Source organism: Rhodopirellula sp. SH410 (assembly GCF_055811895.1).
The window spans coordinates 2,650,570-2,673,697 of record NZ_CM147949.1; the positions used below are offsets into that span (position 1 = coordinate 2,650,570).

The window sequence follows — 23,128 nt, forward strand, 5'->3', positions numbered from 1 at the left end:
TTTTGTTTTAGCATGGCTGATAAAAAAGTTGTCATTCTCGGAGGTGGGTTCGCGGGCATTAACGCTGCCAAAAAGCTCGGCGGCGATCCGTGCTGCCACGTGACGATGATCGATCGCGGTAATCATCACCTCTTTCAGCCGCTGCTGTATCAGGTCGCCATGGCGGGGTTGAATCCATCGGATATCGCCTCACCCATCCGCTCGATGCTGCGGCGTTACGACAATATCTTCACGCTCATGGCCGAAGCCGAGACGATCGATGTGGAGCGTCGCGTTGTCACGACCGATTTCGGTGAGCACGAATACGACTATCTCATCGTGGCCTGTGGGGCGACCCACGATTATTTCGGACATGACGAATGGGAAGAGTTCGCACCCGGACTCAAAACGATCCCTCAAGCAACTGAGATTCGCCGCCGCGTGTTGACGGCATTCGAGGCCGCCGAGCGCACCGATGGTTTGGAGGATCAGACCCATTGGATGACGTTTGTCGTGGTCGGTGGCGGTCCGACCGGAGTTGAACTGGCCGGTGCGATTGCGGAAATGGCGCATAACACGCTGAAGAAAGACTTCAAGACGATTGATGCCACGCATGCCAAGGTTGTTTTGGTGCAGGGCGGCGAGCGAATCCTCGAGCAATTTCCCCCGTCCCTATCCGACTACAGCAAGGAGGCGCTCGAGTCGTTGGGCGTCGACGTGCGACTGCATAGTCGGGTGACCAATATCACCGCTGAAGGGGTGCAGGTTGGCGACGAGTTCATTGCCGCGAGGACCGTGATTTGGGCGGCGGGCGTGAAGGCAAACCCGATCGGCAAATCGCTCGGTGCGGAAACGGATCGGGAAGGGCAAGTCGTCGTGGGAAGCGACCTGAGCATCGCCGGTCACCCGGAGGTGTTCGTGATCGGTGACCTCGCGTGTGCGAAGGATGAAGACGGCAAGTCGTTGCCGGGCGTTGCACCGGTGGCGATTCAGCAGGGAGAGTACGTCGGCAAGCTGATCCGCCGCGAGGCCGCAGGTAAGGAGGCGACACCACGCCGCCCGTTCCACTACCATGACAAAGGGAAGGTCGCGACGATCGGTCGTGGGCGCGCCGTCATGCAGAGCGGACGTTTTCAGCTCACGGGGACGATTGCCTGGCTGGGTTGGCTGTTTATCCACATTCTCTATCTGAGTGGATTTCGCAATCGAATATTTGTGTTCTTTTCGTGGGCGTGGTCTTACGTGACCTTTGCTCGAGGTGCGCGTTTGATTGTTCCGAAACGTTGGAAAAACAATCTGGACTAGGCCGCTTCGCCGATCCAGCTTTGTAGCACATTGGCGGCCAGGGCGGGGTCTCGCTCAACCAGCTCGATAAGCTCGGCCCGGAGGGAATGGTCATTGAAATGCCTCTGCTCGGCGGCACTGACGGACGCCTCGAGGGGACGCTCGTCCAGCCCGGGGGAGGCGGGCGACTCGAGTCCTAAATCATGTGCGATGCTGGCCGATCGGGACCCGCCGATCCACGACTGGATCGCACCGCGAACAATCAATAACGCCATCGCTGCGAGTGACAGCATGGCGATCGTTTGCCAGGAATCGGCCAGCCATGTCAGCGCGGCGTGCCCGGACGCAGAGGCATCCACGACTTGCGTCGGAAGGTCCGGGTAATCCCAGACCTCGACGAGCGGCGTGGAATCTTTGACGGCTGCGACGTCGGGTAGCAGCGGCAGCACCGCGGACTGGATCGCCAGTTTCGTGGAGTCGCGAAGCTGTTGAAGTTTCTCGTCCGTTAGCACATCGAGACCGGCTGCGTTCTTGCCCCGATTGTTTTGTAATAAATTCTGCTGGTGGACTTGGCGGTAATAGCTCGACGGCAGACCGATCGAGACGCGGATGCGTTTGACGGCAAAGGCCGCGGTCCGCGTGGTCTCGTACTCTTGCCCGGCGATTTGATCGGTTGAGGTTTCATCAACTTGAGTTGTCGATGATTGCGTGGGGGGGGCAATTTTGACGGATCGATTGCTCGTGATCAATGCGCTGAGTTGGGCACCCATTCCGCTGGCTGGTTCATGGCGTGAAGACTCAATTTCGTACTTGCGACGAGTCTGAGTTAACTTGGTCGGTTGGCTGTCATACTTCACACTCGCTTTTTCGACACCCATGTTGGGATCAATATCCGCAAACGTTTTGACGCGGATTTCGCCGTACCCCGCGAGCTGGGAGCGGATCTTTTGTTCGTAGTAGGCTTCCTCTTCTCGTCGCTTCCTCGACAGTGGATCGTCGTTGTCGTATTGACCTGGCATCGACGAGGCGTTCGCGTCGGTGACTTCGACATCATCGATGGACATGCCCGCGAACGAGGCGCGGATCATATTCCTGATCATCTCGATACGGGCCCGCGAGAGCGGCTCGAGTCCTTCGGGTTGCACGAAAACGCTTGCAGATTGATTGCGTCCACGGCCCAATCCGATGCGTTCGCCTTCGTCATAGGTGACGTTTGCAGAGCGAACGTCCGGGAACTTGGCGATGTCGTCGCTGAGGGTTCGTTGCTTGGCATGACTGACGCGGGTCGAACGCTGTTCGCTAGATTCGAATGGCGTCGATGAGTCGATCGCCGCTTGGATGTGCGAACGGAGCGATGTCGGTAGCGCAGCGGATGATTCGAGTGCTTCTAAAAATTCGCTGCGTTGGGCGGTGGGGATCAGCATCCGCCGGCCATCGCGTTTCCAACCCGTCAGGTGAGCGATACCGAACGCCATCTCCGCAGCGTCGAGGTCGTTGTCGTCGAGCTGTTTGCCGCCGAGCAGGTATTCCGTCTGCACCGAACTGCTCCCCCGGATGAGAAAGCCGAATGCGATCACCATCGCGGTGACGAGCAAGATCGCGATGACTCGCGAGTGCACCGGCATCGCCGCGAAGACGTTGCGAAACTGTTCGAGGGCTTTGGGGAGCATGGGCATCGGTTAGATTTGGATCTGCTGAACTTCGCGGTAGGCGTCCATCAACTTATTGCGAATTTCCATCAGCAGTTGGAATGCCAAATCCGCTTTTTGTGCTGCCGTCAACACTTCGGTTTCACTGGTGTTGGCGCGCTGCACCTGCGTCATCGCATGGTCGCGCGTTTGCATGGCGTCGACATCCTCAAGATGATGCGTCAATGCATCGGTAAGACGCTCAACCAGGGGACTCTTCGTGTGTTCGGATGAGCGGCCTGGGGTGGCGTGAGCAAGATCGAGCGAGAAGCCAGGTGACTCTCTCGCGGCCCCTGACCGGGACCGTGACCCAACCGCCGAGCTGGCCCCTGAATGTGCCCCTGCACTGGGCAGCGTTCCAGGACGCGCCCGAACGAACGACGGCAGGGGTGGCGGGGCGATCGGTGGCAGACGCAGCGGAGCGGACATGGCCGTCTCAGGCGGCCCGCCGCAGTGATTGCCGGTAGCGTGGCAAGCGAGCCGTGACCGCGGCGCCGCCTTGCGGGCAGTTCTGCCACACCAGCTCGGCGGCCAGAGCCGCGGCACTCATGGGCAATTTGCAGGCTCGCGTCTCAACGGCGCTGCCGGTGTCGGCGATCTCAAGCTCCACGCCTGTGGTGGTTTCACACGCCGTGATGGTCAATTCGCCACCCGTCGGCATCTCGACGAGCGCTTGCCGAACGAGACTGTCGATGAGTTGGCTCAGCGAGGAAGAATCGAAGTTCACCCGGAGATTCATGTCGATGTCGACTTCGAGACAAATCGGGGCGGGGTGTCTCATCAAAAGGTTCGCAGCGACCGATTCGACTACAATTGCAAAGGGCTGGTTGGCATCATTGCCGGTCAATAGATATGACATGGTAGGATTCCGTTTCCTCCGAGAACGACTGGTCCCCAGATCGTGTTCGCGAGCTGGCATTTCAACGCGTCTTTGCGTTGTGACTTGGCTGTTAGCATTCTTTCAGCATACAACGCAACCCCGATTCGCCCGCACTCTTTCGACTTTGATGACCGCACCACCAGCCAATCGGGTCCCACGCCGCCAATTTGCCGAGCGGGGCGTCGGTATTTTAGCGGTCGGTTTGGCCAGTATTTCTGCCCTGTGCGGTTGCCGTTCCCGCATGACGCCGGACCCGATCGGCCGCTATCGCATCTCCGGACCCTCGATGAATCCAACCCTCTGGGGCCGATCTCGATCTTTGGATTGTCAGTCCTGCGGTGTGACGATTCGCGTCGACGACAGCGTGCTGGAAAGGGCGATCGAGTCGGTTGCGGCGAAGACCGCTCACTCTTCCTCGCTGGTGTGCTGGCACTGCGGCAATCCTATCGCGAATCCATCACTCCGCGCAGCGATGCAATCGCCCGCATCACCTCCCGATCTTATCGACGTCGCTGTCTGTGCGACCGGTGACCTCGACGGGGGGGACATTCTACTGATTCGGAAAAACGGTCGGCACGTCAAGCGATTGTTGGCAAAACCGGGGCAGACCGTCTCGGTTGATGATTCCGGCCGGTTGCTTGTCGAAGGCGGGCGTCCCTCATTTTCCTCACCGCCCCGCGTCGCCGTCGACCGGGATCGACTCCGCACGTCCTCACGCTGGCGCGGTATGGGTGAGACGTCCGGTTGGCAGCGGCGTCCCGACCGGATCTGGACCGCCCGTGGTGACACCGACTGGCTTGTCTACGAGCATCAGCGTGTTTATCGCGGGGCGGGCCCTGGACGAGTTCTCGACGATTATCCTGGGAATTTGGGCATCCAACGCTCACTGTTTCCCGCTGACGTTTTGAGCATCCAATTTGAATGGGAGGCATCACCACGCCCGCCGCACGCTGATATTGAGTGTGAATTTGCGTTTTGGACTGATCGCGGGATCGAGGTGCAATGGCAAACCGTCACGCTCGGCCGTGGGATCCCAGTGCAGGCAACTGCCGGGCGCACGCTGCCGACGGACCCGCAGTGGAGGGAACAAACCGCACGTTTGGTAGTGCCCCCTGATTTGCTCTCGCCGCAACGTCCGATTGGAGTGCGGTTCTCTACTTCCCACGATGGGTCGGTGGAGGTCCGCAATTTGAGTGTGAACCGTGACGTGCTCTACCGCACCAATCCCACGGCACCGCCATCGGGCAAATCCGATAAATACCTACCACCGAAATTCCCGTTGCATCTCGGCGATGATGAGTGGTTCGTGGTCGGCGATAACGTCCCCCTGTCAATTGATAGTCGGTACTGGGGTCCCGTCAGGACGGCAGAGATCCTCGGGCGTGTCGACGCCATCGATAAGGCGTTGTCGAGCGGCGTGGAATCACGAACCGCGAATGACACGCTGGGGAACTGCGAATCGCTCAAAGAGGCGTCGGCGCTGCACCGGGCAACCTGAGACGACCAACGACTTTTCGCTCGAGCATTTGTGCGTGACTGGTTCGCCCGTCGTTTCAGTGCAGCGAACACGCGTTCAATCAAATTCCGTTTGCGCAGGCTGCTAGGCGGAGGCGTGAACGACGGCTTCGTCAATCGCTTGCCGCAGTTCGCCACAAAACTTACCAACGACATCCGCTGCGGCGGGTGCGGGATCGCGGCCGGCCAATTGGGCCTCGCGAGTTGCCTCGGCCATCCGTCGCACGATGGCTGAGCCGACAATCAAGCCGTCGGCGACGGGCGCCAGCTGGGCGGCGGTTTCGGGACTACTGATGCCGAATCCAATGCAGATTGGAAGTTCCGTCTGCTCGCGAAGCCAGGACACGTTGTCGGCGAGGTTCGCGGCGACAACGGCTCGCTCACCGGTGATTCCCGTGACGGAGACGTAGTACAAGAATCCGGTGGTCAAATCGGCAATCCGTCGCTGGCGATCACGCGTCGTCGTCGGGGTCACCAGCTGGATCAGATCGAAGTCGGCAGCCCGGCAGATTTGACTTAGGGGTGCGGCCTCCTCCACGAGTAGGTCCGGAACGATCGCACCGCTATAGCCTGCCTGTTTGGCTTGCTCAACATATTTTGCCAACCCGATCCGGTAGATAATCGAATAGCTGACCATGGTGACGCGGGGCATTGTGACGGCCTCGGGTTGTTTTTCCAGGAGATCGTGCCCTAAATCAAAGACGCTCTGCAGGCGAAACCCAGCATCGAGGGCGCGTTGATAGGAGGCTTGGATGACCGGGCCATCGGCAATGGGGTCGCTGTAGGGCACCCCGACTTCGCATAAATCGGCACCCGCATTCTGGGCGGCCCGGATGACCGCCGCCGTCGTCGCGATGCTGGGATCTCCAGCGGTGACGAAGGGCATCAACGCTTTACGATTTTTTTGGGCGAGCGAGGCAAACAAGCGTTTCAGTTCGGACATGCCGTGGACCTGGGCGTCAAAGTGGTTGAGGAAACGGCCCCAAGCGTAGATTCTCAGCAGCGGTTGGGCAACATCTCAATGCCCGAACCCCGCCGAATTGGTCAATGGGGGCCATCGATCGAATGAGCCCAGACGTCTCAGCGGTCCAGAGCGATGCCTCAAGAAAAACTTTCACTGTGCTCCAGCGCACCCTTCCATTCCCGCGCACTCTTCCGTCGGATGAGCCAAGAATAGCCCGTTATTGCAATCCAGCGTCCTGCATCAGCATCTGCAGGTCGGCCCAGGCCGCACGCTTGGCGTCGGGATTTCGCAACAAATAGGCCGGATGGTAAATTGCGAGCACCTTGCTGTCATGATATTGGTGAAAGGTTTGCCGCAGCCGACCGATCGATAATTTTGACTGCAACAGTGCCTGGGAACTGACCGCACCGAGACAGACGATGTATTCGGGACGGAGCAATTGCAATTGCGCCTCGAAATACTCACGGCAGTTGGCGACTTCATCGGGTGCCGGGTTGCGGTTGCCCGGCGGTCGGCATTTGACGGTGTTGAGCAGATAGACGTCCTCGCGTTTCAAGTGAATCGCCTCGATCATCTTGGTCAGCAGCTGCCCAGCGGCTCCCACGAACGGTCGACCGCTTTTGTCTTCCTCGGCACCGGGGGCTTCACCGAAAAAGACGAACCTCGGCTGCGGGCTGCCCTCGCCAAATACGGTTTGCGTCCGGCAACTCGCCAGTGCCTTGCAGCGGGTGCACCCGGCTACGCTCTGGGCGAGAGACCCCAACGAGGCAACGATCTCGGCCACCGGCAGCGGGGCGCCGGCGTAGGGAGCTGAGCTGACGACGGTGGACGCCACCGGCGTGAGACGTGTCTGAGCGGGTGCCGGCCGGGCGGGCGGGCTGCTCTGACTCGTCGAGGCAGTGGGTCCCGGGGCCGTTGTGGTCGTTCCTGCTGGCGTCGCAACCTCAGCTGCAGACGGCGTTGACGGTGCAAATTCGGCCGACAGAGCATCTTCCCACTGCGTCACCGAATCGGCAGCGGCATTCGGCACAAAACGCAGGCCGCTGCGCTGCAAATGGGCGAGCAATTCACCACTCGCAGCGAGAATCTCGCCGGCAGACTGAAACGGGCTCAAAAAAACGTCTTTGTCAGGGCCGTCGGCGGAGGGGGGAGCATTCAAATCGCTGATCAAAATCGAGTTTTCGTCATGTTCACGCCACCATGGCATTCTGAAATCGCATGCCAGAGTCTACCATGGCGGGTCCGTGCAGAACAATTGTCCCAATTCGTTCTCGCGGTCGGTTCTCCATTCAGCCCCCAGCCTTCTTCCGCTCATCGATTTTTCGGCCCCAAAATGCCTGTTCCCCAAGTTGCCATCGTCGGCCGACCCAATGTCGGCAAAAGCAGTCTATTCAATTGGCTGGCCCGCCGTCGGTTGGCGATCGTCGACGATTACGAGGGTGTGACACGCGACCGTATGACGACGCTGATCGAAACCGACGAACGGTACTTTGAGTTGGTCGACACGGGCGGCATGGGGGGCGTGGATGTCGACGACTTGACGACCGATGTCAAACGTCAAATCGAGCTGGCGATCGCCTCCGCCGATGTGATTGTGGTCGTCGTCGACATTCAAACGGGGATCATGCCGTTGGATATCGAAGTGGTCGAGCGGCTCCGTGGTGTCGAACGACCCGTTATTTTGGTTGCCAACAAAGCCGACCAGGACCATCAGGAGATCCATGCCGAGGAATTCCGCACGTTGGGCCGGGGCATGTTAGTTTGCGTCAGCACGCTGCAGAACCGTGGTCGGGATGATCTGTTGGATGCAATCGTTGATCGTTTGCCGCCCGAAGATCAAACGATCCGCCCCGAATCGGCAATGAAACTGACGATTGTAGGTCGCCGTAATGTCGGCAAGAGTACCTTCGTCAACACGCTCGCCGAGTCCGATCGGATGATCGTCAGCGAAGTGGCGGGCACAACGCGTGATAGCGTCGACGTGAACTTTGAGATCGATGGTCAAACGTTCACGGCCATCGACACGCCCGGACTGCGTAAACGTAAGAGTGTGCGAACGGACTTGGAGTGGTACTCCTCGCACCGTGCCGCTCGGAGTGTTCGCCGCGCCGACGTGGTGTTGATGTTCTTCGACGCCACTGAGAAAACGAGCAAGGTGGACAAGCAGCTCGTCGGGTACGTGATCGAGCATCACAAACCGGTGATCTTTGTCGTCAACAAGTGGGATCTCTACGCCGGTCAAGTCGCGACCGAAAAATGGGTTCGCTATCTGCGGCATCAGTTCACCACATTGTCTTATGCGCCGATCGCGTTCATCACCGGGCAATCGGGGAAGAACGTCAAGACGTTGCTCAATCACGCTTCGATGCTATACAAGCAAGCGAAAACGCGAGTGACCACGGGCGAACTCAACCGGGTCGTGCGAGCCGCGATGGAAGTCCACGCACCGGCGCTTTATCAAAACCGCCGGCCCAAGATCTTCTATGCCACGCAGGTCTCGACCGAGCCGCCGACGATCGTGTTGATGTGTACCGACCCCAACGCGTTCACGCATGATTACCAACGTTACTTGCTGACCTGGTTCCGCGACCATCTACCCTTTGGTGAAGTGCCGATCAAGCTTTACTTTCAAAAGCGGACCCGTGGGGAAGAAACCAAGCAGGAAGGCCGTTCGAAGTCACGCTGAGGATCGTTGGGATCGCCACGCTCGGCCGCGAGCGTGGCGTTTCATTTGCTCATCGTCTCGCGACGGTGGCAACGAAAGAATGCACCGTAACGGATATTCCTGTCGAAAGGGCTCAACCGGTCGCCTGGAATGTGCCGATGAAACGGAGTGTCGCTCGTTACCGAGCACTCTCCAAACGTCCAACGGGAAATTCACGTGATTCGTCGATTCATTCTGCTGTCCGTCGCCTGCGGCGTGATCGCTATTTCTGCTGCTACGGCTAGCAACGCATCGGCTCAGATGCCCGTCCCCGGAATGGTGGGCGGTGCAGGAGCCATGGGTGGTCCAGGCGCCGGTTACGGCAACCAGCAAGCATTTGGCCAAGCCTGGGGTGGCTCGGCAGCGAACGTCGATTGGAACAGGTTCTACCACTACCCCTATGTGTACTACCCCCAAAACTTCTGGGGTCAAGAATATTTCAAGAGCAGTGACAGTCTGTACCACCGCTATCCTACCGAGATGAAAATCCCGGTCTATAATAAGCAGTGGCACAATTACTATCCCAGTAATCGCCGGTTCCACCGCGGCCATCACTTCATCCTCGACACGTTCTAAGCATTTCCCGCAAGGCTTCATTCGCTCTGAACTCACCGACTCGCCCCGTTGCCGTCGCAGGTTCACCGCGTCGAGGGCGCGCGGGCACACTACCGCGTCTACTCGAGTCCACGGCCGCTTGCGTGTGGTTGATTGACTCTTCCGGGCAGATCGTCTACCTCTCGCCCGCCATGCGATCATGGTTGAGAGTCGAGGAGGAACTGCCTGAACCGATCGCTGATCTGTTGACGCTCGATCGTGCATTGCTGATCGCGGGCGGCCAATTTCGCGGCCATCTGACCCGCCGCTTGCATCTTCCGCCAGTGACCGAGGTTGGCGATGATGCGGACAACCGTGTTACGGACGCCGGCAGCCGTGTCGCGGTCGCGCACTTCGTTGCACTGGAGTCGTGGCCTTCGGGGGCCTCCGACGCAGTGGGATCCAACATGATTCTGGGTTGTCTCGGCGACTTCCTCGCCGACATCGAGATTCCATGGGAAGATTGGTTTGGCGACCAAGGGGTGCGAGAGAGTGCGAAGTTGGATGAGGAACTCGCTCGATTTCGGGAGCACTCTCAGCGGCGAGCTCACCTCTTAATGGCCGGTACCAGTTCGCCGGCGCGGCGGCTGCGTGCGCGCGTGGAACTGGCCTGTCAGATTCGCTGCCATGTCGGCTTGATCGGACCCGCCGGCTGTGGTGCTGGTGAAATTGCGTCGCTGATTCATCATGTGTCCGCACCTGACGAAGCTCTCGTTTGTTTGGATGCGTCGTTGATGGATGCGGAGCTTCTCGAAGTCTACGCGGCACCCGTCATCGCGGAACTTCGCGAACACACCGACACCACCGGGACACTGTATCTCGATCGCCTTGATGAGATGCCGGCCGATGCTCAGAGGCGATTGATTGAGTGGTTGCAGATGTGGCCACAGCGGCTGCGTTTGATGGGGGTGCTGCGTGACGATGCCCCCGCCGAAAGCGAAGCGGTGCCACTCGACGACGTCCTCCTCGACGCGATGGCGGTTTTTTCCATCCCGTTTCCGAAGCTCCTCTCGCGCCAGGATGATCTTGAACTGATTGCAGCGGGAATGGTCCGCTCAGCAAGGTTTTCGCGTGACGTCATGGAATTGATCCAGTCCTACCCATGGCCGGGTGAATGGGATGAGTTCGCCGCTGCGATGCAGTTTGCCGGAGAAATGGTGAGTGGAGAACGGATCGGACGCGAGCACCTGCCCTTGGCAATTCGCTCGTTTCGTACCCCGCAACGCGGCTCCAGCCAGGTGACCGCCCATGAAAATGAGATCATCATCACCCCCTCGCAACCCTCGCCGCGAGATTTTCAGATCGATTCACTCGACGAAACACTGAACCGATACGAATCGGAATTGATCGCCCAAGCCCTGGCGGCAGCCGAAGGAAATAAAGCCGAGGCCGCGAGGCGACTTGGGATCAGCCGCTCACGCCTGTTGCGCAAACTCGCCGGAGACGCTTCGTCATGATATCGCCGCGAACGGACCCCGGTCCCGATCGGTCGGTGTGGTGGGTTGGCCGCGACGCGTTGCCGTGGCGTGAAGCGTTTATTCAATGGCTCGATGCCGCCGCCTCGCCACGCCGCCCTCAGCCGACCTGGCGAATCCACCTCGTCGACCATCCTGCCCTCACGCTTCCGAGGCTCGCCACGCGTTGGTCGGAACCGCAAGACTCCATCACCGCGATGGTTGTATGGGCAATTCCCGCAGCTGGGATTACCGATTTGGTCCACCGCATCGATCAGGTTCGCCGCAATCGCCCGGGGTACTCTCACATCACCGCGGGGCTGGCTTCTCCCGTGGAGCGAATGCGTTTGAGCGAAATCGGAGTCTCGGCGCATGTGCAACACCCTCGCCACTGGAGCGTCTGCCGGCGGTTATTCGACCGCTGGCAAGGTGACGGTCGCGTCGGGCTGCATACCGATCCGACGCAGCAATAGCAGGGTGGAGTCCTCACTTCCCTGCAATCTCGCCGACAGGGGTTGGTTGACCCGTTCGGATCTTGCCGCGTCATCGATCGATCCGAGCAAGCATGACATTCTCATGCTAGAGAATCCTTGCCATGCGTGCTCCCGTCCTTGGGCATGCTGGCAGTGAATTGAGCGCGGGCGATCCGTCGCGGCAACGGACAACACCTCAGGAGCGAGAGTTGTCGGGAGAGACGGCCCCGCCAGAGGCCTACAACTCAAGCCCGTCCTCGGGCGGCGCCTGTTCGGGCGGCACCAGGTCGTCTAGCAAGGGTTCGAGTTCGTCCATCGGTAACTCCAGTTCGCCGACGGGAGTGGTCGTTTCGAGGACATCGTCGAGAGCGTTGGACTGTTTCAGGAGTTCGCGGAACCCCGGCGGTTCCAGATCACGATTGGTTTCAGCCGCTGGACTTCGATCGCGGCGGGGGCCCACCGTGAGGACTTCCCATGGTTTGGGATAGAAGTAGTGCTGCTCGACGCGTTTAGGAGGACAGTGCTGGAGGGACATCGCTCCCTTGATACCATTGTCGTCGTAGAGCCCCAGTTCTTCGGAGCGGTTGAACGACATCGCCCCCTGACTCGAGGGGGCAATCTTCGCCACAATTTTGCCGCTGATATAACTGGGGCGGTTGTACTTGCGGCGGTACGACTCCGGCAAACGATTCCCGATCGGGCCGATCACATCGATGCGTCGCGAGCCTTCAAAACGAGACCACGGCCAGGGTCCCTCCCAGGGTACATACCAGGGTGAACCGGCTTCGAGAGACGAGGTCGTCACGAGAACCGCTAAAACGGCCCACGCAAAACCGCCATTCGGGATTCGAATCATCCTTAATCGCATTTCTGTCTTACCTGCATCTATCGTGGTTAAATTGATTTTCGCGATGAGGCGAATCGCCTGTCCGAGAAACCTGGGGCGACGGCGCCCGCCGCCTGTTGAATCAATCGACTTTGGTCACGATTCTCGAATTGGTGTTCCTTGTCGCTCGGTTCGCCGAGCGACAAGGGTAGCATCGGTCTGTTCGGTCCAGGCGTCTCAAGAAAACTAATCGATCAAGTCGCGAGAGTCGCTATCATCGCCCATCTCATTCCGGTTAGGGGGACCTTGAGGGGTTGTGCCGACCCGGTGTCAGTCGATCGCCAGTGAGGACTCGATTAAGGAGCCCATTTCGTGTCCCGCGCAGCCCGCGTGCTCGTAATACAGTTTTTCACTATGGTGATTGCCAACCATTTGAGCGCAATCGAATGCCCGGACGGGGAGCGCGGTCCCATCATAGCGCGGGGCAAAACAGCGTGGTCCCGTGTACCCCAGTGCGTGGCCGCCTGGTTCTCGCGAGACGAGTTTAAAGAACCGGAGCGCAATATCGCGACGGTTGTAGAGCAGCACCAAACGGTTCATGTTCAGACTTGCCAGACCATGTTGCCCATGCGGCATCATCCAGGTTGTGTCCACGGCGGGGGCCAGCAAACCAACATCAATGTTCGCGCCCGTGATGGGTGGTTCCCCGATGGTGCGGCAACCCAAGGTACCACCAGCCAAGGCGTGCAGGGCACCGGAAACAATCCGCCCGCCGAAACTGAAGCCGATCAACCCAGTAGGCTGAGATCGCAGGTGATGTTCACGCAGCATCCACGCCACGTAGAGTCCCTGGGAATCCGTCCGTTGTGCTTTTTCGCGTGCGTCCGCCAGCAACACCGCACTGGCATCGCTCGGCCAACTCCAGATCACCCAATCGAAGGGCTGGTCCCCATGTCGATTGCGGGCGACCTGTCGGTAGACGTACAGCCCTTGAGTGATTGCCTTTCGGGCATCTCGGCGATTTCCGTGAATGTAGATAATTCGCGGGCGGGTTGAATCCATTGAGGAGAGGTATTCGTCCAAACTCGACGCCTTCCGATGACCGCAGGGGTCGAGTCGCTCAATGCGAAAATCGGGCTGACACAGATTCATGCAGCGCGTGTGATGGGAGATCGATCGGGTGTTGACCAACCAGATTCGATCACTGCGTAAATTCTTTGACAGTGACGGTGGCAGCGCCGGCGAGGTCGTGGCTTGATCGGAAGGGCTTCGATTGTCTTGAGCCTCTTCGGATGGATCGATCGAAGCGGCCGTCCAGGCACTCGGTGTTGCCAATGGCTCTGCCGGCAATTTCGATGCGCCCCAGAGCACAGCCACCACGGCCCATCCGAAAACGAGGCGGCGACAGTGGAGACTGGGGGTATTGAGGAGGCCCGTGGCACTTGTAGGCGCACCGGTTTTATACGCCGGCGAACGGAAGGTTGCTGCGTCGTTTCGGTGCGGAGGGTGCATCATAGCCGAGACCAGACGTTCCATTAAAAAAGTAAAGCAAGCACGAATGAATGAACGGAGCTCTTTGTTTATCGGCGAATTCGCCGCTAGGAGCATCGCTGTTGCCCCTGAACAACCAATTGTTGCTGAAAAAAAACAATGTTGCGTTTGCACAACACGAAACTCGACCTAGTTTTCAGTGGTCTCCCATCGGAAGCCAACGTTTACACCTGCTTTGCTTATGAAGGAAACTTTGATGACTATCCGGTCTCTCACACTTGTTACGCTCGTGATGGTCATGGGCAGCAGTTCTGGTTGCTGTGGAATGAAGAACTTTCTATTCGGACGAGGAGCCCAATGCGGATTGTGCAACCGAGCTCGCGCTATCGGTACCGCAATCAATCCGCTCGCGGCGGCTCCCGCCCCCGCACAGACGGCACCCGGCGCAGCGGGGTGTCGCATCCCACGTTGCGGATTGTTTGGTCGCAACCAAGCCCCCAACTATGCTCCTGCTTATGCACCACCGACTGCCTACGCACCGGCACCGACATGTGCACCGGTCTATGCACCAAACAACGGCCCCAACTATGGCAATTGCCAAAGTGGCGCAGCTGGTTCCGGGTACGCCGCGCCCAACTATGCCCAAGGCGGATGTGTTGACCAGGGCTACAGCGCAGCGATGCCCGGCGATTGTGCTTGTGGATCATCCTGCGGCGGCAGTTGTGGATCGTCCTACAACGGCGGTGCCGTTGATCCCTACCTCGGCAGCGGAGCGGTCAACGGTGGCTACCAAAATGGCGGCGGCATGCAGGGCGATGGATTCCAAGCCCGCAGCTACGGTGCCCGCCGATTTGATGACCAAGGTGACCTCATCATCAGTGAAGAGCCAGGTCCATCGGGGATTTAAGTATCTCAACGAGGGCATGTGCTTGTGCTTGCCGTGAGAAATCGGGATGATAGTTTTTCGTTTCTCGCAAAAATAACGCTCCTTGGCCAGTCTGCCTGTGATGTTCCCGCTTCGTCGAACGCCGAAAGAGCCGGAGATTGATTGGCCCGCGTTGTTGGGACTGTTGGAAGATGATGATCGCCGCGCGGCCATCGCGCGACTGGCTCCTGTGCCGGGACGTGAAAGTTACCTGATGGCGTTACGGCGAATGCAATCGCCGGTTGTCACCGAAACGCTGGCAGCAGGACGCCGCCTCGACACGGCCTCGCGTTTGGTGGATCGACCGACGATCGCTGTAGCGGGGATGCTCAATAGCGGGAAAACCAGTCTCGTCAGTTCGTTTCTCAGCCCAGCCGGCCAGTTGCGAACGCTGCGTGGCACGAGTAACCGAGAAGGCACGCACCGATTTGTGCTGTGGCTGCCCGAGTCATGGCGTTCGGACGTCGAGCTCTGGAGTCTGTTGGTATCACGAATTGGTGATTCGCTGGGACAGCCGCCCGAGAACCTAGCAGAAGACCCCATCGCTGCGGCGGCACAATATAACAATCGGGCCGGCGACGAAGCTCAACTCGCTGTCGCATTGCTGGCGACCGATCCAGGTCTGGATGAGGTCGGCGTCGGTTTACTGGATTGTCCCGACATTGTCTCTGATGAGGAACTCGGGCTGGGGTCGCCCGCCCGCCGTAAGGAACTGCTCGGCCGCGCCGCCACGCTCTGCTCGGCATTCTTGATTGTCACCGATGCGGCATCCTCACGCGATACGACCCTGGCCGACTTGACTCGGATCGCATCGGACCTGATGCCAGGCGTCCCGCGAATGTTGGCAGTGAATAAAGTTCGGCCCCGGCAAACCCCCGATCAAATCTATGAGACGTTCTCGCCGCTGTGCAAGAACAATGGTATTTCAACGATCTACGCCGCCTACGATTTTGATGTTCCCGGCAGCCGTCCGTTCATTCCACAACAAGACGATCGATCAGAAGGCGGCCGCAGTGCTTCATCGCGGGACACGGTCGGTGGCGGATCGCTCGCTGATCCGGCGTTAGATGGTACCGAGCCACTGCCGGTTTTTTTTGAAGTCGCATCGAATCCGGATGACAACCCGCCGGCACCCATCGACGACGAACGCTTCTTACTCTCGTTGCCACAAAAGCTGGATCGTGGGGTTTTATTTTCACAGTTGCATCGCGCCTTGCGTATCAATCTGGAGAAAATCGTTTGGGACAAGGGACTCGAGTCGATTCGAGAGAACGCCGAAGCCTCGTTCGCCAAAACGCAGCAGTGCCAACGGGTCTTGTTAGATGCGTCTTTAGAATTCTTTGCCAATCGGAAAATGGGTGGCGAGGTCGTTGAGCTGCGCATGCATCAGAGTGAACGGATTCTGCGCCAGTTATCCGAATCATTCGCAGCGACTGCGCCGTGGTACGCCAGGTGGGGCGTGCGATTGAATGCCACGATTCGAAATTTTGTTGGTGGTGCGGGTGACTTGCTTCGTTCCTTGACGCCATCCGCGCTCAGCCAGCGAGCGGCTGATGACATTAAGGGCCGATTCCGAAGCGGTGAATACGGTGGTTTGATCGACCCCGAAGGCCTGCGGGCTGAAATTGGTCGCCAGGGGGGGACGGTGGTCCTGTCGCATTACCGCGACCAGCGTGATGAGCACGCATCCGGTCGACGCCTCTCCGATGCAGAACGACTCCCGCACGATCCGCTGGGCTCACCGGCGGCAGCGGACCGCTGGGATGAAAACGCCCGCGACGACGATGCGTTGTTGTTGGCGCCGATCGAACGTGCGGTAACGCGGTTTGAGCAAGACGATTTTACCACCCTCGATCCGCGCCGGCTCGATGATGCGATCCGCCAAATGTGGACTGAGATTCCGATGCACAAAAAGCTAGCGCATGGTCTGACGCCATTGGCGACGATCCTCGCGGCGTTTGGTGCAGCACTGATGGTTCCGATTGACTTCGGGCACAGTTTCGTACTCGCCGCGTCCATCCCTGAATTGCTCGCCGCAGCCGGTTTGGGGGCCTTGGCAGCGATGTGGGCGGGCAACCAAGGAGCACGTGAAGTTGGCCAACAAGCCGCCCGGCAACAGCTCGCCGACTTCCTCGCCGTCCTGTGCGACGAACTCGGCATTGCTCGTCCCGATCCGCCGATGAAAGTCCGGGTCGCTGGAAGTGACGTCACGCTCCCGCCCTCACGCATCAGCCGCAGTGAAACGAGCGGACCGAGTATGCCGGTGTACCGCGTCCGCGATGAGTTTGTCAGCGAACTACGCAAATTTATTCCTCGATCCGCCAAGGCGAAAAAATGAACGACTCTGCGGAGCCATTCAGGTCCTACGAGATGCGCGACGGTGACGTGGGTGATCCCTTCGTACGCCGGGTGGGCCGAGCGGCCCAAGGTGTGCTCGGTGGCAGCGCCGCCGGACGCGAGATCGCGGAATTGTGCGGCGCTCACGAAGAGGCTCGCGCTGCGGTTCTCGCCGACCGGGCCGACAACGCGACCGTCGTTGCCGTCGTGGGGGCGACCGGCCAAGGCAAATCGTGGATCACCCGACAACTGCTCCTGGAACCGACCATCGCCGCGGCCATTCGCAGCGGCAACCAACTCGATGACGCAACCGAGAAATTGACCTGGATCGGGCCTCGGCCACCCTCGGATCTGGATTCGCGCCACGAACGATATTTGGCTTGCGAAGCTGCCAAGATGCAGTCCATCGGGACGCCCTACTTGATCGTTGATGCGCCCGGCGCGACCGATGACCGACGAGCGATCGCGGGCGTGGCCGAACGAGCCCTCTCGTTAGCTTCGGTGCTGCTACTCGTCGTGCGACGGGACCAGCTCCGCAGCCAACGCGTCACCGGGCTCGCTTCGGCGTCGGAGGGGACGATCGTGATTCCCGTCGTCAATATGGTCGATGGCGCCGTCGGATCGCCGATGCAGCAAAAAATGGGCGACCTAGCCAGCACCGATGATCTGACGGCGGACATTGAGACACTCGTTTCACGACTGCGCTCGATCGCACCCCAAAGTCACATTGCCCCAGCGGTCAGTGTTTGCGATTTCGAAATCGACCCGCGCGGCGAAGCAGCGATCGGCCGTGAGGCCGCTCAGCAAATCGCGGCGGCGATCAGGACGTCCCTCGACGAGTCGGGAAGTGGCGATCATCGCCGCCACACTCGCTTGGCGGCGCTCGATGCACGTTTTACTGCTGCAGTCGCATCGGTGCTGACAACGGAACTGCCCGAACTGACCACAGCGGTCGATCGACTCGACGCGGAGGCTCGCAAACTACCCACTCAAATTGCGAGCACCCTGCTCGGAGGTGACACCCCATTGCGGGCGGCCATTCGCAGCCGGTTGCGATTGTCACTCCTGGCCGATACGGCGGCGATCTGGTTTCCCTATCGGACGGTTCTGTCGGTTCTCAATGTGACTCACGGGGCATGGGACCGAGTGCTGCTATCGTTTTCGGGCTCCATTCCCTCGCTCGTCGGGGCTGTTTATACGAGTGTTCAGAATGTTCGCGGCGGGCGTGAGACCGCTCATGATTTACGAAACGGATTGCGGCAGCGAGCCTCCGCCGCCGTTTCTGATCGCCTCGGTCCGATGGCGGCTCGGTTTCGACATCAGCTACGTGGCCTCGACGCATCGCCCGCGGGGATCGCCAATCAATCGAGTCTCGACGACCAGCCGCTGGCGATGCTCGCGGGCATCGACGCGTTGCAGGAAGGCTCCCAAACCGCATTCGATGAGAACATTGAGAAGGGCAGAGTGTCGGGGGGCGTCGCCTTTTTCAGTGGCTTGGTGGGGACACTGATTTTTTGGGCATTGATGGCCGGACCGCTGGTGGCACTGTATCGCGGGTATCTCGATGCTAGTTTTCTCGCCATCGGATCCCCTGCAGAAAACACTCAGGTACATCATTGGCTCGACCGATTTCCACACCCCAGCGCCGCGATGATATTGACGAGCCTGTTTTTGTCTCTGTTGCCCATGGCGATTTTTGCCATGATCATGTTGTCGTTATGCCAATCCCGACGGCGCGTCGACCACATCGCTCGAACGATTCGTGATCAACACGATACCATGATTGCCAAACTGCAACGCGAGGGCGTGCTGCGGTTGAGATGGAGCGATCCCGTTCTGGCCGATGCCGAATTCTTGCTCTCCATTGGACGCTCGACGACGGATGCCAAGACTCTGCCGCCCATGATCGACTCAGGAGCTCAGCAAACGACATGATTGGAGTCGAAATCTTAAACGCAGCCTTTTTGCTGGCGCAGACCGATCCGACCACTCCGCCGCCGGCCGGTGCATCGGCCTGGGAGATTATCAGTAGTGGCGGTTGGCCGGGATTGGTGATTCTGCTCGTGCTGATATCGCTTAGTATTGCGGCGGTGTATTTGGTTATCGACCAAGTCATCTCGCTGCGGCGGGTTGATTTCATTCCCGATGGATTAGCGGCCGAGGTCGCCTCGGCGCTGCGGGAGTCACGCTGGTCTGATGCCGAATCCGCTTTGCAACGGCATCCCAGTGTGCTGGCCGGGGTGGTGTCGTTGGCGCTCGCCAATCGAGAATTCGGATGGTCGGAAATGGAGAGATCTGTCGAGGACGCACTTCTCGAGCAATCCGCCCGCATGCACCGCCGGATCGACTATCTGTCGATGATCGCGAATCTGTCACCGATGGTGGGGCTATTGGGGACGGTGACGGGGATGATTTTCGCGTTTCGGCAGGTCGCCGCAAGTCGCGGTGCTGCAGGAGCCGGTGATCTCGCCGAAGGAATCTACCAAGCCCTCGTGACCACGGTCGGTGGTCTCATCGTGGCCATCCCCGCGCTGGCGGCATCGGGAATCTTGCGTGCTCGAGTGGATGAACTTTTGTCCGAGGTCACCCGTCATGCCGAAGCTGCCCTGGCGCCACTGCGACGGCGAACGTCCCCCGGCAATCCCACGACCGGATCACCCGGCCGCATCCTGCCGGTCGCTCCCGCCCAAATGCAGGGCACCAAGATTCGTCCCGCTGCCTCCATCGCCAGTCCGCCGCCCGCCCTGCGGACGGACCCGAAACCCGATGCACCCCGAAATCATCCCCGGAAATCAACGTGAACGGCACACCACTCTTCATCAATCGAATTCTTGCTCCGCTCGTCGTCGCCGCTGTGCTCACGCTGGCATCCGGGGTGCCTCTCCACGCCCAGACGGCTGTGGCGACGCCACCGACTCACCCGCCAACCAACCCCCACGCCCCCACAGTGGAGCCGCCACCAGCCGGATTCCCCGAGCTGATCACGCCGACGGAGGATCCCGCCGCCGCCAAGAAAATCGAGGAGGCGCTGCAGGGTGGCCCGTCGGTCACAAATCCAGGTGGCATGCTCGGGGAGGTGATCGGCATCATTCAAAAGCAAGGAAGCGTCTTGGATGGATCGAGTCTCGATCCTCGCTTCGCGGATCCGGAACCCACCGAACGCGGGCGTGACGCGGTCGCTTCAACCGAAACCGCTCTCTCCTCCGTACAGGCTGCGGAGGCCTTGTTGCGGACCGCTCGCATCCTTGAGTCGCACGCCCAGCGAGTGGGGCAAAAGGGTGACGCTCGGCCGCGCGATACGCATCCCGACCTGCTCCCCGTCTCCGAACTCGTCCGTTATATGCGACTCGAAGCCACCCGTTTGCTCGCCACTGAATTCCCTCAAGCGATCGAGAAATGAACCTTTGGATACCATGAACATTAAGTGACGGGTTTACCGTAGAGGATCTTGTTAAAGATCCTGTTCTGGATGGATCTTTAACAAGATCCACTACGCCAGTTATTGATCCCGCGTTCCTTTGCGAATGAACTTAGGATCGCAAGAACAAGTATTGTCACGGTCGCGATTCCTGCCATTCTTACGCGTTTTCCTCAGTCGATCTTGCTTGGTCGCTTCCAATCATTCCCAGAAATCCTTTGTTGTCAGCAAACATACTTATTTCATTGCTTCGCCGCCCCGGGATACTCGCGTGCATCGTTGTCTGCGTTTTGATCGCCGGCGGCGTCCTGGCGGACTTTTATCGCGGACTTCCTGAGGATGCGGAGGCGACCTATATCGGACGTGATACGTGCGTGGAATGCCATCAACCGGAGGTAAACGCCTTTCACGGTTCACACCATGATCTCGCCATGGATCGTGCGACCGACGAAAGCGTCCTCGGTGATTTCAATGACGTGACTTTCGAGCACGATGGCATCACCAGTCGCATGTATCGTGATGGAGAAAAATTCATGATCCATACCGAAGGGCCAACGGGCGATATGGAGGATTTTGAAATTAAGTTTGTTTTCGGGGTCGATCCGCTGCAGCAATACATGGTGGAGTTCGATCGCGATCAGGACGCACGCGAAGATGAGATCGGTCGGGTTCAAGTTTTACGGATCAGTTGGGACGTGGAACGCAAACGATGGTTCTACCTGCGTCCACCGGATGTGAGTGAAAAGTTGGCTCCCGGGGATCCGCTGCACTGGACCGGTATTGCCCAGCGTTGGCAAACCATGTGCGCCGAGTGCCACAGCACGAATCTGCAGCGAAATTTCGACGTCGCGACACAGCGTTACCATACGACGTTTTCCGAAATCGACGTCAGCTGCGAGTCATGCCATGGCCCCGCGAGCCTGCACGTTGAGCTGGCGCAACGCAAGTCGCTCTTTTGGGATCGTCAGCGCGGCTACGCACTGGCCAATCTCAAGACGGTGGATACCAAACCGCAACTGGAGACCTGTGCGCCCTGTCACAGTCGGCGCGGAGTGCTCGACGCCCTCGCCAAGCCCGGTGATGAGTACACCGACCACTACAGCCTGGAACTTCTGCGGCCGGATACCTATCACGATGATGGGCAGATCAAGGACGAGGTGTATGTCTACGGATCGTTCTTGCAGAGCAAGATGTATCACAAAGGAATTCGCTGTACCGATTGTCATGACCCGCATTCGCTGCAGCTCAAACATCCTGGTAACGAGACATGCACGTCCTGCCACCAGCATGCGGCGGGAAAGTATGACGTGCCCTCGCATCATCATCATGCCATCGGCAGCGAGGGTGCCAAGTGTGTGAATTGTCACATGCCGCATACGACCTACATGGCCATTGACGCCCGTCGCGATCACAGTTTGCGAGTTCCGCGACCGGATCTCTCCGTCCAATTGGGGACCCCCAACGCCTGCAGCAGTTGCCATGTCGAAGACCAACGCAAATTATTGCCGCCGCCGGTCAGCGAAAAGCTGAAACTCTATCAAGATTGGTTGCAGGCAGCCGAACAGGGTGACGAAGCTGTCGCCGCTGCCATCGACATTACCAATCAGTGGTGCGACGACGCGTGTGAGAAATGGTACGGCGAGGATCGTTTGCAACCGCCGCATTTCGCAGAGGTTCTGGTGGGCTTGCGGTCAGGCGACCCCGCGACGGTCAAGGCGGCATTGAGATTGATCGCAGGCTCTGGTTCGCCAGCGACCGAGTCGTTGACGCCCCTGCTCGCGCGGGCGACTGCCCTCGAAGAATTGGCGCAAAGCGGGCATCGAGACGCCGCGAACGCAGCCCAACGCTTGATTGATGAAAACACCGAAACACCGGGTGCGGTGGAGCCGCTGTTGTTAGCGACCGCGGCGCGGGCGATCGGCATGTTAGGGTCCAGCGGAGCGGTCTCGCCCGCAAACGTCGTGAAAATTTTATTACCGCTGAGCAAGGATCCCTCGCGGCTCGTCCGCAGTGAAGCAGCCCGGGGAATTCTCACGGCGGGTGCCTATTCCCACGTGACGGGCACCAAGCGTCGCGAGCTCGACAGGGTGCTCGCAGACGTCCAGTCTGAATTGATGGTCGCCGATGATCGCGCCGGCGCGCACATGGGATGGGCCATGCTGAGCGAGCAGCGCGGGCGATGGGCCGACGCGATTCGCTCCTATAATAATGCCATTCGAGTGCAACCAGAGTCCACCGGCGCCCGTAGTAACCTTGCATCGCTGCTCGATCGGTTGTTGCCGCAGGCGGCACAGGATCCCGCTGCCTCAGAAGCCTTGACCATTGTCGGGGGCACCGCGGGGTTGGCGGGCGTTGAAAGCGAAATCGAGCGATTAAGACGCGATGAGTTGCCGCTACTGGCTCGTGACGCGGATCTGGCCCCCAATCTCCCTGACGTACAGTATCGCTATGGTTTAGCTCTCTATCTGTCTGGCGACTCCCGTGGTGCGGAGAAGTATCTACAGCGTGCGGTCGAATTAGCACCTGACGTAGAAGTTTTTGCCGTCGCTCTTAAGGCGCTCCGGCAACAACTCAATTCGCCTTAACCTCGCCCTGG

The 23,128-nt window shown here is 59.3% G+C and carries 19 protein-coding genes; 12 read left to right on the forward strand and 7 right to left on the reverse strand.

Going from position 1 to position 23,128, the window contains the following annotated elements; genetic code table 11:
* The first annotated feature begins 12 nt into the window (after positions 1–12).
* A complete protein-coding gene (locus SH410x_RS09760) occupies positions 13–1,284 on the forward strand; it encodes an NAD(P)/FAD-dependent oxidoreductase (RefSeq protein WP_473676316.1) in 1,272 nt (423 codons plus the stop codon).
* Here SH410x_RS09760 and SH410x_RS09765 read toward each other — a convergent pair.
* From SH410x_RS09765 to SH410x_RS09775, 3 genes are read right to left on the reverse strand one after another with little or no spacing between them, the layout of a single operon-like run.
* The gene (locus tag SH410x_RS09765) at positions 1,281–2,939 is read right to left on the reverse strand and encodes a beta-cystathionase (protein WP_473676317.1); all 1,659 of its coding nucleotides are present in this window, start codon (positions 2,937–2,939) and stop codon (positions 1,281–1,283) included. The genes SH410x_RS09760 and SH410x_RS09765 overlap by 4 nt on opposite strands.
* Before the next feature lie 3 nt (positions 2,940–2,942).
* The gene (gene fliE / locus SH410x_RS09770; RefSeq protein WP_473676318.1) at positions 2,943–3,380 is read right to left on the reverse strand and encodes a flagellar hook-basal body complex protein FliE; all 438 of its coding nucleotides are present in this window, start codon (positions 3,378–3,380) and stop codon (positions 2,943–2,945) included.
* A 7-nt stretch (positions 3,381–3,387) separates the two neighbouring features.
* The gene (locus SH410x_RS09775) at positions 3,388–3,810 is read right to left on the reverse strand and encodes an ATP-binding protein (protein WP_473676319.1); all 423 of its coding nucleotides are present in this window, start codon (positions 3,808–3,810) and stop codon (positions 3,388–3,390) included.
* A gap of 148 nt (positions 3,811–3,958) precedes the next feature.
* On the opposite strand from SH410x_RS09775, the gene SH410x_RS09780 reads away from it, so the two are divergent.
* Positions 3,959–5,329, forward strand: a complete 1,371-nt coding sequence (locus SH410x_RS09780; RefSeq protein WP_473676320.1) for a S26 family signal peptidase — start codon at positions 3,959–3,961, stop codon at positions 5,327–5,329.
* Positions 5,330–5,431: 102 nt separating this feature from the next.
* Here the strand turns inward: SH410x_RS09780 and trpA are convergent, their stop codons facing one another.
* Both trpA and SH410x_RS09790 read right to left on the reverse strand, forming a co-directional pair.
* On the reverse strand, positions 5,432–6,289 hold the full coding sequence (trpA, locus tag SH410x_RS09785) for a tryptophan synthase subunit alpha (RefSeq protein ID WP_473676321.1): 858 nt from the start codon (positions 6,287–6,289) through the stop codon (positions 5,432–5,434).
* Between the two features lie 238 nt (positions 6,290–6,527).
* Entirely contained in the window at positions 6,528–7,517 is a 990-nt protein-coding gene (locus SH410x_RS09790) for a uracil-DNA glycosylase (RefSeq protein ID WP_473676322.1), read from the reverse strand.
* A gap of 126 nt (positions 7,518–7,643) precedes the next feature.
* Here SH410x_RS09790 and der point away from each other — a divergent pair, with 126 nt between their 5' ends.
* The 4 genes from der to SH410x_RS09810 all read left to right on the forward strand — a co-directional run bounded on the left by der (position 7,644) and on the right by SH410x_RS09810 (position 11,535).
* The gene (gene der / locus SH410x_RS09795) at positions 7,644–8,996 is read left to right on the forward strand and encodes a ribosome biogenesis GTPase Der (RefSeq protein ID WP_473676323.1); all 1,353 of its coding nucleotides are present in this window, start codon (positions 7,644–7,646) and stop codon (positions 8,994–8,996) included.
* 195 nt (positions 8,997–9,191) lie between these two features.
* The gene (locus SH410x_RS09800; protein WP_473676324.1) at positions 9,192–9,590 is read left to right on the forward strand and encodes a calmodulin-binding protein; all 399 of its coding nucleotides are present in this window, start codon (positions 9,192–9,194) and stop codon (positions 9,588–9,590) included.
* Between the two features lie 170 nt (positions 9,591–9,760).
* A complete protein-coding gene (locus SH410x_RS09805) occupies positions 9,761–11,065 on the forward strand; it encodes a helix-turn-helix domain-containing protein (protein ID WP_473676325.1) in 1,305 nt (434 codons plus the stop codon).
* Positions 11,062–11,535, forward strand: coding sequence for a hypothetical protein (locus SH410x_RS09810; RefSeq protein ID WP_473676326.1), 474 nt, complete (start codon positions 11,062–11,064; stop codon positions 11,533–11,535). Before SH410x_RS09805 ends, SH410x_RS09810 begins: the two co-directional genes overlap by 4 nt.
* A 238-nt stretch (positions 11,536–11,773) precedes the next feature.
* Here SH410x_RS09810 and SH410x_RS09815 read toward each other — a convergent pair whose 3' ends face one another.
* Entirely contained in the window at positions 11,774–12,391 is a 618-nt protein-coding gene (locus tag SH410x_RS09815) for a hypothetical protein (protein ID WP_473676327.1), read from the reverse strand.
* 300 nt (positions 12,392–12,691) lie between these two features.
* Positions 12,692–13,738, reverse strand: a complete 1,047-nt coding sequence (locus SH410x_RS09820) for a hypothetical protein (RefSeq protein WP_473676328.1) — start codon at positions 13,736–13,738, stop codon at positions 12,692–12,694.
* A 370-nt stretch (positions 13,739–14,108) separates the two neighbouring features.
* Between SH410x_RS09820 and SH410x_RS09825 the strand changes: the two genes are divergently transcribed.
* The 6 genes from SH410x_RS09825 to SH410x_RS09850 all read left to right on the forward strand — a co-directional run bounded on the left by SH410x_RS09825 (position 14,109) and on the right by SH410x_RS09850 (position 23,117).
* Positions 14,109–14,759: a hypothetical protein gene (locus SH410x_RS09825; RefSeq protein ID WP_473676329.1), complete on the forward strand. Its 651-nt coding sequence runs from the start codon at positions 14,109–14,111 to the stop codon at positions 14,757–14,759.
* A 100-nt stretch (positions 14,760–14,859) separates the two neighbouring features.
* Complete coding sequence (locus SH410x_RS09830) at positions 14,860–17,115, forward strand: hypothetical protein (RefSeq protein WP_473677284.1); 2,256 nt, start codon at positions 14,860–14,862, stop codon at positions 17,113–17,115.
* Complete coding sequence (locus SH410x_RS09835; RefSeq protein WP_473676330.1) at positions 17,112–19,049, forward strand: hypothetical protein; 1,938 nt, start codon at positions 17,112–17,114, stop codon at positions 19,047–19,049. The genes SH410x_RS09830 and SH410x_RS09835 overlap by 4 nt, the downstream gene beginning before the upstream one ends.
* Positions 19,046–19,915, forward strand: a complete 870-nt coding sequence (locus SH410x_RS09840; RefSeq protein ID WP_473676331.1) for a MotA/TolQ/ExbB proton channel family protein — start codon at positions 19,046–19,048, stop codon at positions 19,913–19,915. Before SH410x_RS09835 ends, SH410x_RS09840 begins: the two co-directional genes overlap by 4 nt.
* Positions 19,912–20,514, forward strand: coding sequence for a hypothetical protein (locus tag SH410x_RS09845; RefSeq protein WP_473676332.1), 603 nt, complete (start codon positions 19,912–19,914; stop codon positions 20,512–20,514). The genes SH410x_RS09840 and SH410x_RS09845 overlap by 4 nt, the downstream gene beginning before the upstream one ends.
* Positions 20,515–20,765: 251 nt before the next feature.
* On the forward strand, positions 20,766–23,117 hold the full coding sequence (locus SH410x_RS09850; RefSeq protein ID WP_473677285.1) for a multiheme c-type cytochrome: 2,352 nt from the start codon (positions 20,766–20,768) through the stop codon (positions 23,115–23,117).
* Positions 23,118–23,128 lie beyond the last annotated feature (11 nt).